Below are 15,189 nucleotides of genomic sequence, written 5' to 3' on the forward strand. Positions count from 1 at the left end.
CGAAGTCGTAACAAGGTAGCCGTACCGGAAGGTGCGGCTGGATCACCTCCTTTCTAAGGAGCATCTAGACCGCCAAGCTTGCTTGGTGGTCCAAGAGCCATTACGTCGGCAAACGTTCGACGATGGTTAGCTCATGGGTGGAACGTTGACTATTCGGCACAGTTGGCCAACTCGGGCCGCAAGTACTGTCCTTCGGGGCGTGGAACGCGGAATGGGTGGGATGACTGGGCCGGGCACGCTGTTGGGTATCTGAAGGTATGGCCGTATGGCTGCCTTCAAGTGCCGACCCCAGTGAAAGTTCGTTTCGGCGGGCTGTGATGGGTGGTTGGTCGTTGTTTGAGAACTGCACAGTGGACGCGAGCATCTGTGGCCAAGTTTTTAAGGGCGCACGGTGGATGCCTTGGCACCAGGAACCGATGAAGGACGTGGGAGGCCACGATAGTCCCCGGGGAGTCGTCAACCAGGCTTTGATCCGGGGGTTTCCGAATGGGGAAACCCGGCAGTCGTCATGGGCTGTCACCCGCTGCTGAACACATAGGCAGTGTGGAGGGAACGCGGGGAAGTGAAACATCTCAGTACCCGCAGGAAGAGAAAACAACCGTGATTCCGGGAGTAGTGGCGAGCGAAACCGGATGAGGCCAAACCGTATACGTGTGAGACCCGGCAGGGGTTGCGTGTGCGGGGTTGTGGGATCTCTCTTTCACAGTCTGCCGGCTGTGAGACGAGTCAGAAACCGTTGATGTAGGCGAAGGACATGCGAAAGGTCCGGCGTAGAGGGTAAGACCCCCGTAGTCGAAACATCAACGGCTCGTTTGAGAGACACCCAAGTAGCACGGGGCCCGAGAAATCCCGTGTGAATCTGGCGGGACCACCCGTTAAGCCTAAATATTCCCTGGTGACCGATAGCGGATAGTACCGTGAGGGAATGGTGAAAAGTACCGCGGGAGCGGAGTGAAATAGTACCTGAAACCGTGTGCCTACAAGCCGTGGGAGCGTCGCGTGCAGCACTTGTGCTGTACGTCGTGACTGCGTGCCTTTTGAAGAATGAGCCTGCGAGTTTGCGGTGCGTTGCGAGGTTAACCCGTGTGGGGAAGCCGTAGCGAAAGCGAGTCCGAATAGGGCGATTCAGTAGCGCGCTCAAGACCCGAAGCGGAGTGATCTAGCCATGGGCAGGTTGAAGCGGCTGTAAGAGGTCGTGGAGGACCGAACCCACCAGGGTTGAAAACCTGGGGGATGACCTGTGGTTAGGGGTGAAAGGCCAATCAAACTCCGTGATAGCTGGTTCTCCCCGAAATGCATTTAGGTGCAGCGTCGTGTGTTTCTTGCCGGAGGTAGAGCACTGGATAGGCGATGGGCCCTACCGGGTTACTGACCTTAGCCAAACTCCGAATGCCGGTAAGTGAGAGCACGGCAGTGAGACTGTGGGGGATAAGCTCCATGGTCGAGAGGGAAACAGCCCAGAGCATCGACTAAGGCCCCTAAGCGTACGCTAAGTGGGAAAGGATGTGGAGTCGCAGAGACAACCAGGAGGTTGGCTTAGAAGCAGCCACCCTTGAAAGAGTGCGTAATAGCTCACTGGTCAAGTGATTCCGCGCCGACAATGTAGCGGGGCTCAAGCGTACCGCCGAAGTCGTGTCATTCCAGCATATAGGGCCAACGCCTGCTGGGATGGGTAGGGGAGCGTCGTGTGCCGGGTGAAGCTGCCGCGGAAGCGAGTGGTGGACGGTTCACGAGTGAGAATGCAGGCATGAGTAGCGATACATACGTGAGAAACGTGTGCGCCGATTGACTAAGGGTTCCTGGGTCAAGCTGATCTGCCCAGGGTAAGTCGGGACCTAAGGCGAGGCCGACAGGCGTAGTCGATGGATAACCGGTTGATATTCCGGTACCCGCTGTGAAGCGTCAAACATCGAGCCCATTGATGCTAAGGCCGTGAAGCCGTCCTGGAGCCTTCGGGCAAAGGGAAGTGGTGGAGCCGCCGACCCAAGATGGTAGTAGGTGAGTGATGGGGTGACGCAGGAAGGTAGTCCAGCCCGGGCGGTGGTTGTCCCGGGGTAAGGGTGTAGCCCGTCATCTAGGTAAATCCGGATGACATGTGGGTGAGACCTGATGCCGAGCCGATTGTGGTGAAGTGGATGATCCTATGCTGTCGAGAAAAGCCTCTAGCGAGTTTCATGGCGGCCCGTACCCTAAACCGACTCAGGTGGTCAGGTAGAGAATACCGAGGCGTTCGGGTGAACTATGGTTAAGGAACTCGGCAAAATGCCCCCGTAACTTCGGGAGAAGGGGGGCCATCACCGGTGATGAGTCTTGCACTCTGAGCTGGGGGTGGCCGCAGAGACCAGCGAGAAGCGACTGTTTACTAAAAACACAGGTCCGTGCGAAGCCGTAAGGCGATGTATACGGACTGACGCCTGCCCGGTGCTGGAACGTTAAGGGGACCGGTTAGTGCGCTTTCGGGCGTGCGAAGCTGAGAACTTAAGCGCCAGTAAACGGCGGTGGTAACTATAACCATCCTAAGGTAGCGAAATTCCTTGTCGGGTAAGTTCCGACCTGCACGAATGGCGTAACGACTTCTCGACTGTCTCAACCATAGGCCCGGTGAAATTGCACTACGAGTAAAGATGCTCGTTTCGCGCAGCAGGACGGAAAGACCCCGGGACCTTTACTACAGTTTGATATTGGTGTTCGGTTCGGCTTGTGTAGGATAGGTGGGAGACTTTGAAGCGGGCACGCCAGTGTTCGTGGAGTCAACGTTGAAATACCACTCTGGTCGTGCTGGATGTCTAACCTGGGTCCGTGATCCGGATCAGGGACAGTGTCTGATGGGTAGTTTAACTGGGGCGGTTGCCTCCCAAAGAGTAACGGAGGCGCCCAAAGGTTCCCTCAGCCTGGTTGGTAATCAGGTGTTGAGTGTAAGTGCACAAGGGAGCTTGACTGTGAGACCGACGGGTCGAGCAGGGACGAAAGTCGGGACTAGTGATCCGGCGGTGGCTTGTGGAAGCGCCGTCGCTCAACGGATAAAAGGTACCCCGGGGATAACAGGCTGATCTTCCCCAAGAGTCCATATCGACGGGATGGTTTGGCACCTCGATGTCGGCTCGTCGCATCCTGGGGCTGGAGTCGGTCCCAAGGGTTGGGCTGTTCGCCCATTAAAGCGGTACGCGAGCTGGGTTTAGAACGTCGTGAGACAGTTCGGTCCCTATCCGCTGTGCGCGTAGGAATATTGAGAAGGGCTGTCCCTAGTACGAGAGGACCGGGACGGACGAACCTCTGGTGTGCCAGTTGTCCTGCCAAGGGCATGGCTGGTTGGCTACGTTCGGAAAGGATAACCGCTGAAAGCATCTAAGCGGGAAGCCTGCTTCGAGATGAGTATTCCCACCCCCTTTGAGGGGTTAAGGCTCCCAGTAGACGACTGGGTTGATAGGCCAGATCTGGAAGCCCGGTAACGGGTGGAGGTGACTGGTACTAATAGGCCGAGGGCTTGTCCTCAGTTGCTCGCGTCCACTGTGTTGGTTCTGAAACCACGAACAACCCCGTATGTCGGGCCACGACTGCGGTGCGGTTGACAGTTTCATAGTGTTTCGGTGGTCATAGCGTGAGGGAAACGCCCGGTTACATTCCGAACCCGGAAGCTAAGCCTCACAGCGCCGATGGTACTGCAGGGGGGACCCTGTGGGAGAGTAGGACGCCGCCGAACTATTATTAGAAGAGCTGGTCCCTGAACTTCGGTTCAGGGACCAGCTCTTTTTTGTTTTGCGTCACTTCCTGTTCACGTTCCGCAGCCAACATCCTGAGGCATGGGGACAGTTGGCATGTTGCGAGCCGCAGGTGTCGGTACCGGTGACGAGGTCATCGTGCCGGCATACGGAAACGTCGAGATCGCCGAGGCCGTGGTCCTGACAGGGGCCGTGCCCGTATTCGCGGACATAGATCAGGCGACGTACTGCCTCGATCCTGATGCGGTGACCGCCGCCGTGACCTCCCGTACGGCCGCCGTGGCCGTCGTGCACCGCTTCGGGCACCCGGCCGACGTCAGGCGGCTGCGGGACGTCGGGCAGCGGCACGGCATTCTCGTACTGGAGCAGGGTGAGACGGACGCGCCGTACGACGAGCTCGCGCAGCGGCGGGCCCACGCGGTCTACCTCAGCGGGCGGCTCGGCGGTGTGATCACCCCGGACGGCGTCGAGGGGCACAGCTATCAGCAGTACGTCGTGCGTGTGCCCGGCAACGGGCGGCCGGACCGGGACGCGTTCGCGCGTGCCGTGCGGGCCAAGGGAATTGACTGCAGGGTGCCTGTGAAGACGCCCGTTCATCGCACGCCGAAGTTCTGGCGGGACGTCTATCTGCCGGAGACCGAGCGTGCCGCGGACGACACACTTGCGCTGCCGGTCGACGCGTCCATGTCGCGGCGCGAACTGCAGCGCGTCGTGTCCGCCTGTAATGCGCTCGGCGGGCTTCTCCAGCCGGCCTTCTAGGACTTCCGGGAGCCCGTTCGCTAAGGGGCCTTCTTTGTGTGGGACTTGAAGAACTCCCACATCAGGTCTGTCGCGTTGACGCCCGCGGTGGGGTCGGACATGCTGCCGCCCGCGCCGCCCGGCCAGGAATGGCCCATGCCGGGCAGCCGGTGGACGATCACGTCCGAGCCGTCGCGGCACTTGGCCGTTGTCCTTTTGATTTTCTTCTTGAGTTTCTCCGGCTGGCCCGCCTTGCAGGGCAGGCGCTTCTGCCAGGCCGTGATGCCCTCGTCCATCCCTGTGTAGTGCTCGTCGAGGCCACCGATGAAGGTGATCACGGAGACGGGTGTTTTCGGCATGTACGAGTCCGCTGCCGAGTCGGGGCCGAGATAGCCGCCGCTGACCGGGGCGATCGCCGCGAAGGTGTCGGGGAGTTCGACCGCCAGCTTGTAGGACATGTCGCCGCCGTTGGAGATGCCGGTCGCGTAGACGCGGTCCGGGTCGGCGTTCCAGGTGCCGGTCAGCCTTTTCGTCATCGTACGGATGAAGCCCACGTCGTCCTCTGTGCCGCAGCAGATCAACGCGTTGAAGCCTTGGTTGAGGCCGTTGGGGTAGGCGACGAGGAAGTTCTCCTTGTCCGCTTTGGCGTTGAGGCCGCTGATCTGGGCCATGGCAGTGCCGTCGGCCGGATAGGGGTGCATGGCGATGATCAGTGGGAGCTTCTCGGCGCGGGTGTAGCCGGGTGGGGCGTGCACCGTGTAGACGCGCTTCTTGCCCTTCCAGGTGAGCGTGACCTTCTGATCGCCGGGGCGCGGGGTCTCCGCGGCCGGTGGCTTCTTGGTGGGCTTCTGGTCCGCGGCTTCTTTGCCGTCGTCGGACCCGCAGGCCGCGAGCGGCAGGAGCAGGGCGGCCAGCGCCAGGGGTATGGAGTTCCGCATGGATGTACCACGTCGGGTCGGCATGGGCGCAGAGTGGCAGTGGCGGTGCGGGCGGTCCAGAGGAACGGTCGGTTCGAGGCGCCTTCGATTTCAGGTATGATCTATTCCGTTGCCGCGCGGAAAACCGCGAAGCGCAACAGGCCCCTATAGCTCAGTCGGTAGAGCGTCTCCATGGTAAGGAGAAGGTCAGCGGTTCGATTCCGCTTGGGGGCTCAGCGAGCAAGTACGGAAAGTCCCCGCCCAGTTGGGCGGGGACTTTTCTGTTTCCCGGGGGTCCTGAGGCCCCCGGGGCGGGGCTTTCAGTCCTTCTGGAGGCCGGGGACGCGCATCGCGAGGATCGCCATGTCGTCCGACGGGGCGTCCGTCGCGAAGCGTTCCACCGCGCGCATGATGCGGGCCGCGACCGCGCCCGCCGTGAGCCCGGTGCACGTGGTGAGGACGTCGGCGAGGCCGTCGTCGCCGAGCATGCGGGTGCCTTCGCGGCGCTCGGTGACGCCGTCCGTCACGCAGAGCAGGACGTCGCCCGGGTCGAGCGTCATCGTCTGTTCGTAGAGCTCCAGGTCGTCCATGACGCCGAGGAGCGGCTGCGGTTCCGCGTACGGCTCGACCGTGCCGTCCTGGCGCAGGCGGAGCGGGAGCGGGTGGCCGGCGCAGACGATCTTCAGAACCGCCGAGCCGTCCTCCTGCGGCCACAACTCCCCGTAGAGGAGGGTGAGGAAGCGGCTGCGGGCGCCCTCGTCGAGGATCGCGGCGTTCAGGCGTTCGAGGACCGCGGGGCCGCCGAAGCCCTCGCGGGCCAGGAGTCGCAGGGCGTGGCGGGCCAGGCCGGTGACGGCTGCGGCCTCCGGGCCCGTGCCGCAGACGTCGCCGATCGCGAAGCCGTACGCGCCGTCGCGGATGGGGAAGAGGTCGTAGAAGTCGCCGCCGACCTCATTGCCCTCGCCGGCCGCGCGGTAGATGACCTCGACCTCGACGCCCGGGATCTGCGGGAGCCCCGGCGGCAGCAGGCTGCGCTGGAGGGACTGGCTGATGGCCATGCGCTCCGAGTACAGGCGGGCGTTGTCCAGGGCGAGGGCCGCTCGGCGGGAGAGATCTTCGGCCAGTTCCAGGATCTCCTGGCGGAAGTGTTCGTCGGAGGGCTTGCCCAGCGTGAGCATGCCGATGACGCGGTTGCGGGCGACGAGGGGCAGGACGACCGTCTCGCCGCCCACCGCCGATGCCGTGGAGAGCGTCGTGCCGATGCCTGAGCCAAGGCTCATGGGCTCACCGAGGCCGAGGCTGCGCATGGAGGTGCGCAGGGCGGCCTGGTGGGCGGCCTCCGAGGGGGCGGCCCAGACGCGGGCTCCGGGGGTCGGCACGGGGTCGGGAGGGGCGATCTTGGAGAGGAGTGCCTTCAGGCCGTCGATGCGCTCCTCGTCCTCATGGAGGACGTACGAGAGATAGGGCTCGGACGCCTGGTCGGCGATCGTGTAGACCGCGCACCAGGTGGCGAGCGTCGGGACCGTCATCTGGGCCATGAGCGCCAGGGTCTGGTCGCGGTCCAGGGTGCCTGCGAGGAGGTCCGAGGCCTCGACGAGGAAGGAGAGCGAGCCGCGGCGCAGGCGCTCCAGCTCGCCCAGGCGCGCGGACTCGACGGCGAGGGCGATGCGGTCGGCGGCGAACTGGAGGCGCAGGGCCTCTTCGTTCGAGTACCGGTCGGGGGCCTCGGCGGCGACGCCGAGGGAGCCCGTGAGGCGGCCCTCGACCTTCAGCGGGACCGTGACCACGGAGCGCATGCCCGTGCCGCTGAGGAGCGGTACGGCGCCGGGGACGACCGTGAGGTCCTCGTGGACGGCCGGCATGCGGGCGGAGCCGTAGCGTCCGGGGCCGGCCTCCACGGGGACGCGGGCGAAGCGCTGGCGGGCCGACGGCAGGCCTGTGGAGGCGCGGACCTCCAGCTCCGTCTCGTCGTCCGTGGCGAGGAGCAGGAAGGCGGCGTCGCCGTCGAGCATGTCGCGGGCGCGCTCGACCGTGCGCTGGAGCAGACCGTCGAGGTCGTCCGGCGCGGGAGAGCCGATGAAGACCTCGAAGGGGTCGGCGGTGTGCGACTCGGTGAGTGCCCCGGGCTCGGGGGCGGGGCCGCGCAGCGGGGTCTGCAGGACGGCGCGCTCGTCGTCGCGGACGAGCAGGCAGACCGTGGACGGTTCGCCGTCGGCGTCGCGGACGCGCAGATGCGAGGCGTAGACGGGGGTCACGCGGCCGTCGGAGCCGCGGATGCCGTAACTGCCCTCCCAGCGGGAGAGTTGGAGCGCTTCCACGATGCCCGTGCTGGTGCCCGGGGTGTGCGGCCAGGCGGCGAAGTCGGTGAGCGGTTTGCCGGTGACCTGTTCGGCGACGTACCCGAAGAGCTCTTCGGCGTCTTCGTTCCAGGCGGAGATCGCGCCGATGCGGTCGATCTGGACGACGGCGACGCGGACTCTGCCGTCGGTGAGCGGGAGCAGCTCGGCGGGGAGGGCGGGGCCCGCTGCGCGGGTGCCCACGGAGCGGTCGGGGAGGTCGAGTTGGAACCAGACCTGTTTGTGGGTGGGGGTGTAGTCGACGCCCCAGCGGGTGGCGAGCGCCGCGCACAGCTGGAGGCCGCGGCCTCCCTCGCGGTCGGGGCTGCCCATGCTCGCCGCGGACTGCTGGAGCGGGATCTCGCGTTCCGGATAGTGGTCGGAGACCTCGATGCGTACGGCGTCCTCGCTGCGCAGGCAGAGGACGTCCGCGGCGGTTCCGGCGTGCACGACGGCGTTGGTGACCAGCTCGCTGGTGAGGACGACCGCGTCGTCGACGATGTCCGTGAACCCCCAGCCCTGGAGGGTGTCGCGGACAAAGGAGCGGGCCGTCGCGACGGAACGCCCGACGGGGTCGAAAGTCGCAGCCGCGCGCGCGGTGATCACAGAACTCCTCGTACGAGTATCGACGCCCAAGTCTCCCACCATGGTGCGGCCGCCCCTCCGATGCCCGCTTGTACGTGTGCCACCGCCCAGGCCGGGCAGGACCGGGGTGGTTGGACAGCCGGATGCCAGGTTACTTACCTTCGCCGTCCATGCTGATGCCGGTCGTCAGTGTTTCCGCCCGGAGGGTGTGCGGACGGTGTGCGAAGCTGCCGAACTGTTATGGCCTGGTTCAGCCATGGTGAAACACTGGGCAAGCTTCTTGGAGAGAGCCCAGGTAACCCGAGCAGTACGGTCGACCCTTGCGGGAGGGACACAGTGGAGTCTGGCGCAGCGACGCGGGGCACTAAAACGCGTGCGAAAGACGGACAGTCCCAGAGCAAACAGCGCAAACCGCGCAACGGGGCGACTACGTCAGTGGACGCGGCGGCCCTGAACAGGTTGCTCGCGGCGCTGGCGGCCATGCGGGACGGAAACTTCCGCAAGCGGCTCACGGTCTCCGGTGACGACGTCATGTCGGAGATCGCCGCCGTCTTCAATGAGGTGGCCGACCGCAATCTGCACCTGACCGGTGAGCTTTCCCGGGTCCGGCGCATGGTCGGACGTGAGGGAAAGCTCACGGAGCGGCTGGAGAGCGGCGCCAGCGAGGGCTCGTGGGCGGCGGCGATCGACGCGTCGAACGCGCTCGTCGACGACCTCGTACGCCCCGTCTCCGAGGTCGGGCGGGTGCTCTCCGCGGTCGCCGAGGGTGACCTGGAGCAGCGGATGGAGCTGCGGGCGCAGGTGGACGAGGGGAACGGTCATCCGCTGCGCGGGGAGTTCCTCAAGGTCGGCCGGACGGTCAACAACCTCGTCGACCAGCTGTCGACGTTCACCGACGAGGTCACGCGGGTGGCCAGCGAGGTGGGTACCGAGGGCAAGCTGGGCGGTCAGGCGCGCGTACGTGGAATGTCCGGTTCGTGGAAGGATCTCACGGATTCGGTGAACACCATGGCGTACCGGCTCACGGCGCAGGTGCGTGACATTGCTCTCGTCACGACAGCGGTCGCCAAGGGTGACTTGTCACGGAAGGTGACGGTTCACGTCGCCGGCGAGATGCTGGAGCTGAAGAACACCGTCAACACGATGGTCGACCAGCTCTCGTCATTCTCCTCCGAGGTGACCCGCGTCGCGCGCGAGGTCGGCACGGAGGGCGAGCTCGGCGGCCAGGCGCAGGTGCCGGGTGTGGCGGGAGTGTGGAAGGACCTCACCGACTCGGTGAATCTTATGGCCGGCAATCTCACCGCCCAGGTGCGTGGGATCGCCCAGGTCACGACGGCCGTCGCGAACGGCGATCTGTCCCAGAAGGTGACGGTCAGCGCACGCGGCGAGGTCGCCCAACTCGCCGAGACGATCAACCAGATGACCGAGACGCTGCGTACGTTCGCGGACGAGGTCACCCGCGTCGCGAACGAGGTCGGTGCCGAGGGGCAGCTGGGCGGTCAGGCGAATGTGCCGGGCGCGGCGGGGACGTGGAAGGACCTCACCGACTCGGTGAACACGGTCTTCCGGAACCTCACCACGCAGGTGCGGGACATCGCGACGGTGACGACGGCGGTCGCCAACGGCGATCTGTCGCAGAAGGTCACGGTCGATGTCGCGGGCGAGATGCTCGAGCTGAAGAACACCGTGAACACGATGGTGGACCAGCTCTCCGCCTTCGGTGCCGAAGTGACGCGTGTGGCGCGGGAGATCGGCGTCGAGGGCGAGCTGGGCGGCCAGGCGCAGGTGCAGGGCGCGGCGGGTACGTGGAAGGACCTGACGGACTCGGTCAACACCGCTTTCCGCAACCTCACGGGCCAGGTCCGCAACATCGCGCAGGTGACGACGGCGGTCGCCAACGGCGACCTGTCGCAGAAGGTCACCGTCGACGTCTCCGGCGAGATGCTTCAACTGAAGAACACCGTGAACACCATGGTGGACCAGCTGTCGTCCTTCGCCGATCAGGTCACGCGGATGGCGCGCGACGTGGGTACGGAGGGCCGCCTCGGCGGTCAGGCGCGCGTGGACGGTGTCAGCGGCACCTGGAAGGAACTGACCGACTCCGTCAACTTCATGGCGGGGAACCTGACGTCGCAGGTACGCCAGATCGCCCAGGTCACGACGGCGGTGGCCCGGGGTGACCTGTCCCAGAAGATCGACGTGGACGCGCGCGGCGAGATCCTGGAGCTGAAGAACACCATCAACACGATGGTCGACCAGCTCTCCGCCTTCGCCGACCAGGTGACCCGGGTGGCCCGCGAGGTGGGCACGGAAGGCCGCCTCGGCGGGCAGGCGCAGGTGCCCGGCGTCGCCGGTGTGTGGCGCGATCTGACCGACTCCGTGAACGGCATGGCCGGCAACCTCACCGCCCAGGTGCGCAACATCGCGCAGGTCGCGACCGCGGTGGCGCGAGGTGACCTGTCGCAGAAGATCGACGTGGACGCGCGCGGCGAGATCCTGGAGCTGAAGAACACCCTCAACACGATGGTGGACCAGCTCTCCGCCTTCGCCGAGCAGGTGACGCGGGTGGCCCGCGAGGTGGGCACCGACGGCATCCTGGGGGGCCAGGCCGAGGTGCAGGGTGTCTCCGGCACCTGGAAGGACCTCACGCAGTCCGTGAACGGCATGGCGAACAACCTGACTCTTCAGGTCCGCAACATCGCCGAGGTCACCACGGCCGTCGCCATGGGCGACCTCTCCAAGAAGATCACCGTCGACGCGAAGGGCGAGATTCTCGAGCTCGTCACGACCGTGAACACGATGGTCGACCAGCTCTCGAACTTCGCCGAGCAGGTCAACCGCGTGGCACGCGAGGTGGGCACCGAGGGCAACCTCGGTGGCCAGGCGCGGGTGCCGGGCGTCACCGGTACCTGGAAGGACCTCAGCGACAACGTCAACCTGATGGCGAACAACCTGACCGCGCAGGTGCGGGGGATCTCCCAGGTCGCGGCGGCGGTCGCCAACGGCGACCTCACCAAGAAGGTCACCGTCGAGGCGCGCGGCGAGGTCGCGCAGCTCGCCGACACCGTCAACACGATGGTGAAGACGCTGAGTTCGTTCGCGGACGAGGTGACCCGTGTGGCCCGCGAGGTGGGTACGGACGGCATCCTCGGCGGTCAGGCCCGTGTGCCCGGAGTCTCGGGTACGTGGAAGGACCTGACGGAGTCCGTGAACGGCATGGCCTCCAACCTCACAGGACAGGTCCGCAACATCGCGATGGTCACCACCGCGATCGCCAAGGGCGACCTGACCAAGAAGATCGACATCGACGCCCGGGGCGAGATCCTCGAACTCAAGACCACCATCAACACGATGGTCGACCAGCTGTCGTCCTTCGCCGAGCAGGTCACGCGCGTGGCCCGCGAGGTGGGCACGGAGGGGCAGTTGGGCGGTCAGGCGCGGGTGCGGGACGTCGACGGCACGTGGCGCGACCTCACCGAATCCGTGAACGAGATGGCCGGGAACCTGACCCGGCAGGTACGCGCCATCGCCGAGGTCGCCACCGCGGTGACGCGCGGCGACCTGAACCTGAAGATCGACGTGGACGCGGCGGGCGAGATCCAGGTCCTCCAGGACAACATCAACTCGATGATCGCCAACCTCCGCGACACCACCCTCGCCAACAAGGAACAGGACTGGCTCAAGGGCAACCTCGCCCGCATCTCCGGTCTGATGCAGGGCCGGCGCGACCTGGCCGACGTCGCCTCGCTGATCATGAGCGAGCTGACGCCGGTGGTCTCCGCGCAGCACGGCGCCTTCTTCCTTGCGCTGCCCACGGACGAGGGCGCGGAGCCGGGCGCCGAGCAGGGGGACGCGTACGAGCTGCGCATGATGGGGAGTTACGGCTACTCCATGGGCTCCATGCCGACGTCCTTCCGGCCCGGTGAGACGCTCATCGGCACGGCGGCGCAGGAGCGGCGCACGATCCTCGTGGAGAACGCGCCCTCCGGCTATCTGCGGATCGCGTCCGGCCTCGGTGAGGCGCCGCCGGCCCAGGTGATCGTCCTTCCGGTGCTCTTCGAGGGGACGGTCCTCGGCGTGATCGAGCTGGCCGCGTTCCAGCCGTTCACGCAGATCCAGAAGGACTTCCTCAGTCAGATCGCCGAGATGATCGCCACGAGCGTCAACACCATCAGCGTCAATACGAAGACCGAGGTGCTGCTCAAGCAGTCGCAGGAGCTCACCGAGCAACTGCGCGAGCGCTCGGCGGAGTTGGAGAGCCGGCAGAAGGCACTGCAGGACTCGAACGCCGAACTGGAGGAGAAGGCCGAGCTGCTGGCCCAGCAGAACCGCGACATCGAGGTCAAGAACACCGAGATCGAAGAGGCCAGGCAGGTCCTGGAGGAGCGCGCCGAACAGCTCGCCGTCTCGATGCGGTACAAGTCCGAGTTCCTCGCGAACATGTCGCACGAGCTGCGTACGCCGCTCAACTCCCTGCTGATCCTGGCCAAGTTGCTCGCCGACAACGCCGACGCGAACCTCACCCCCAAGCAGGTGGAGTTCGCCGAGACGATCCACGGGGCGGGCTCGGACCTGCTGCAGCTCATCAACGACATCCTCGACCTGTCGAAGGTCGAGGCGGGCAAGATGGACGTCTCCCCGACGCGCATCGCCCTGGTGCAACTCGTCGACTACGTAGAGGCCACTTTCCGGCCGCTGACCGCGGAGAAGGGACTCGACTTCTCCGTACGGGTGTCTCCGGAGCTGCCCGCGACGCTGCACACGGACGAGCAGCGGCTCCTCCAGGTGCTGCGCAACCTCCTGTCGAACGCGGTGAAGTTCACCGACTCCGGAGCGGTCGAGCTGGTGATCCGGCACGCGAACGCCGATGTGCCCAACGCCATCCGCGAACAGCTCCTGGAGGCGGGTTCGCTGCGGGACGCGGACGCGGATCTGATCGCCTTCTCGGTGAGCGACACCGGCATCGGTATCGCAGGCAGCAAGATGCGGGTGATCTTCGAGGCGTTCAAGCAGGCCGACGGCACGACGAGCAGGAAGTACGGCGGCACGGGCCTCGGGCTCTCCATCAGCCGGGAGATCGCGCGTCTCCTCGGCGGCGAGATCCACGCGGCGAGCGAACCGGGCCGCGGCTCGACGTTCACGCTCTATTTGCCGCTGCATCCGAGCGAACTGCCGCCGCAGGGCTACACGCAGCTGGCACCCCTGCCGGGCACGGTCTCACGGCCGGCCCTGGAGGAGGGTGCGTCCACCTCCGAGCAGCCTCCGCGGAACGAGGGGGTCACGCCGCCGCGGCTCGACGCGATGCCGGGTTCCGGCACGCTCTTCCGGCGCCGTCGTCGTGCCGCGCACGCCTCGTCGGAGCAGCCGCCCGTGCTGCCCGGGCAGGGCGTCGCGGAGCCTCAGGAGCAGGGCTCGCAGGGGCAGTGGCCGACCGCGGGGCAGGAGGCGCCCGAGGCGCGTGTCGGCTACCAGTTCGGCGGCGAGAAGGTGCTCATCGTCGACGACGACATCCGCAACGTGTTCGCGCTCACCAGCGTCCTGGAACAGCACGGGCTCTCGGTGCTCTACGCGGAGAACGGCCGTGAAGGCATCGAAGTCCTTGAACAGCACGACGACGTGACGGTCGTCCTGATGGACATCATGATGCCGGAGATGGACGGGTACGCGACGACGACGGCGATCCGCAGGATGCCGCAGTTCGCCGGGCTCCCGATCATCGCGCTCACCGCGAAGGCCATGAAGGGCGACCGGGAGAAGGCCATCGACTCCGGAGCATCCGATTACGTTACGAAGCCGGTCGACCCGGATCATCTGCTCTCGGTGATGGAGCAGTGGATGCGCGGGGAGTGACCGAGAAGAGGCTTCATTACGCGGAGTTGCTGACAGAGTGTGGCCGAAGCCGTGTAGAACCACGGGATTCGGGGAACCTTCTGGTCTCCCACTGCGTTTCTGCTACGTGCACAGTGACATCGCGGTGACAGGGTGTGGCGACAGGCGGGGTGCGGCTACCATGACCGGCACAAGGACGGACGGCGTAAGGGAGTCGTCCCCTGGGGCGGCGCCCGGTGTACCGCCGGGGCGAGGAGGGCGGGCCATGGTGCAGAAGGCCAAGATCCTCCTGGTCGATGACCGGCCGGAGAATCTGCTGGCGCTGGAGGCCATCCTCTCTGCGCTCGATCAGACCCTGGTACGGGCATCGTCCGGGGAGGAAGCGCTCAAAGCACTACTCACGGACGACTTCGCGGTCATTCTGCTGGACGTCCAGATGCCAGGCATGGACGGTTTCGAAACCGCCGCGCACATCAAGCGGCGAGAACGGACCCGGGACATCCCGATCATCTTCCTCACCGCCATCAACCACGGCCCGCACCACACGTTCCGCGGTTACGCGGCCGGTGCGGTGGACTACATCTCCAAGCCGTTCGATCCGTGGGTGCTGCGCGCGAAGGTCTCGGTGTTCGTCGAGCTGTACATGAAGAACTGCCAACTGCGGGAGCAGGCAGCCTTGCTGCGCCTCCAGCTCGAAGGCGGCGGCAAGTCCGCGGCGGGTGACGCCAAGGAGCCCGCGGGTCTTCTCGCCGAGCTCTCCGCGCGTCTCGCGGCCGTCGAGGAACAGGCGGAGGCGCTCTCGAAGCAGCTGGACGACGACTCGGCGGATGCCGCCGCGGTCGCCACCGCGGCCCATCTCGAACGCAAACTCACCGGCCTGCGGCGGGCTCTTGACGCCTTGGAGCCGGGCACCGGAAGCGGTGCGCCTTCGGTGTCCTCGCAGAGTTGAGCCGGCGCGGGCGCAGGGTCTGAGCCGATGCGGAGGCGGTGAACGTCCGTCAGTTCACCGCCCCCGCAAGGGCGACACAAACGGGTGAAGCAGTAGGCACACGTGTCCGCAGTGGC

Annotated in this window: 5 protein-coding genes, 1 tRNA gene and 3 rRNA genes (1 of these 9 running past the window's edge); 7 read left to right on the top strand and 2 right to left on the bottom strand. The window is 65.7% G+C overall.

Annotated features, from left to right (window positions below):
• The 4 genes from E5671_RS33260 to E5671_RS33275 form a co-directional block, all read left to right on the top strand.
• Positions 1 to 53, top strand: a 16S ribosomal RNA gene (locus E5671_RS33260); it begins 1,473 nt to the left of the window's first position.
• Between the two features lie 315 nt (positions 54 to 368).
• Positions 369 to 3,492, top strand: a 23S ribosomal RNA gene (locus E5671_RS33265).
• Between the two features lie 91 nt (positions 3,493 to 3,583).
• Positions 3,584 to 3,700 (top strand): 5S ribosomal RNA (rrf, locus tag E5671_RS33270).
• Together the 16S, 23S and 5S rRNA genes form the textbook arrangement of a ribosomal RNA operon.
• Before the next feature lie 115 nt (positions 3,701 to 3,815).
• Positions 3,816 to 4,478 carry a DegT/DnrJ/EryC1/StrS family aminotransferase gene (locus tag E5671_RS33275; protein WP_160507563.1) on the top strand — a complete coding sequence of 221 codons (663 nt, stop codon included), beginning with the start codon at positions 3,816 to 3,818 and terminating at the stop codon, positions 4,476 to 4,478.
• A gap of 20 nt (positions 4,479 to 4,498) precedes the next feature.
• On the opposite strand, the gene E5671_RS33280 is transcribed toward E5671_RS33275, so the two are convergent.
• Entirely contained in the window at positions 4,499 to 5,419 is a 921-nt protein-coding gene (locus tag E5671_RS33280; RefSeq protein WP_237330281.1) for an alpha/beta hydrolase family esterase, read from the bottom strand.
• A 116-nt stretch (positions 5,420 to 5,535) separates the two neighbouring features.
• Here E5671_RS33280 and E5671_RS33285 point away from each other — a divergent pair.
• Positions 5,536 to 5,608: transfer RNA gene (locus tag E5671_RS33285), tRNA-Thr, on the top strand.
• An 86-nt stretch (positions 5,609 to 5,694) separates the two neighbouring features.
• Here the strand turns inward: E5671_RS33285 and E5671_RS33290 are convergent.
• The gene (locus tag E5671_RS33290; RefSeq protein WP_202121357.1) at positions 5,695 to 8,358 is read right to left on the bottom strand and encodes a SpoIIE family protein phosphatase; all 2,664 of its coding nucleotides are present in this window, start codon (positions 8,356 to 8,358) and stop codon (positions 5,695 to 5,697) included.
• A 273-nt stretch (positions 8,359 to 8,631) separates the two neighbouring features.
• On the opposite strand from E5671_RS33290, the gene E5671_RS33300 reads away from it, so the two are divergent.
• Positions 8,632 to 14,145, top strand: a complete 5,514-nt coding sequence (locus tag E5671_RS33300) for a HAMP domain-containing protein (protein ID WP_336605909.1) — start codon at positions 8,632 to 8,634, stop codon at positions 14,143 to 14,145.
• A gap of 244 nt (positions 14,146 to 14,389) precedes the next feature.
• The gene (locus E5671_RS33305) at positions 14,390 to 15,073 is read left to right on the top strand and encodes a response regulator (RefSeq protein WP_160507566.1); all 684 of its coding nucleotides are present in this window, start codon (positions 14,390 to 14,392) and stop codon (positions 15,071 to 15,073) included.
• Positions 15,074 to 15,189 lie beyond the last annotated feature (116 nt).

Source organism: Streptomyces sp. BA2 (genome assembly GCF_009769735.1).
Classification (GTDB): Bacteria; Actinomycetota; Actinomycetes; order Streptomycetales; family Streptomycetaceae; genus Streptomyces.